The following is a 759-nucleotide window of genomic DNA, read 5'->3' on the forward strand; positions in this document are numbered from 1 at the left end:
TCGCCCTGTGCCGTTGCCAGCCCGGAGTTCGCCTGCGTCACCGACAAGGCATAGGTGGTCGTTCCGGCGCCGTCGGCGCCATAGTTCGACGTCACCGTCACGATCGCCGCAGCGCTCGTGGCCGTCATCAGCGCCGGGTTCAGCACSCCGTCCGTCGTCGCACCGTTGTTGGTCTCGTCAAGCGTCACCGAGCTGCCGACAACCGCACTCGTGATCGACGGGCCGTCATCCAGGAAGGTCACCGCGCCGCCGACGTTGATCACGCCGGTGCTTGCCGTRTCGCCATCCGCATCCGTCACCGTCGCCGTCACGCCGATCTTGCCGGCCAGCGTCAGCGCATCGTTGTAGGCCGCCGCCGTCGAACCATCGACCAGGTGCTCCAGCGCGACGTTCTGCACCACCGTCAGCTTGCCGTCCGAGCCGATCGACACCGTGAACGCCGTGTGCGTCGCGCCGTCGTTGTACTGGCCCTCGATCGTGTTGCCGACCTGCACCAGCGTGATCGCATGGTCGCCCTGTGCCGTTGCCAGCCCGGAGTTCGCCTGCGTCACCGACAAGGCATAGGTGGTCGTTCCGGCGCCGTCGGCGCCATAGTTCGACGTCACCGTCACGATCGCCGCAGCGCTCGTGGCCGTCATCAGCGCCGGGTTCAGCACGCCGTCCGTCGTCGCACCGTTGTTGGTCTCGTCAAGCGTCACCGAGCTGCCGACAACCGCACTCGTGATCGACGGGCCGTCATCCAGGAAGGTCACCGCGCCG

1 protein-coding gene is annotated in these 759 nt (G+C 67.5%); it reads right to left on the reverse strand.

Going from position 1 to position 759, the window contains the following annotated elements:
* Window positions 1-759, reverse strand: a 759-nt coding sequence (locus AC1D0I_RS32760; protein WP_477400212.1) for a DUF5801 repeats-in-toxin domain-containing protein, incomplete at both ends; no start/stop codon positions are given.

The organism is Mesorhizobium sp. P2_D1 (assembly GCF_056404455.1).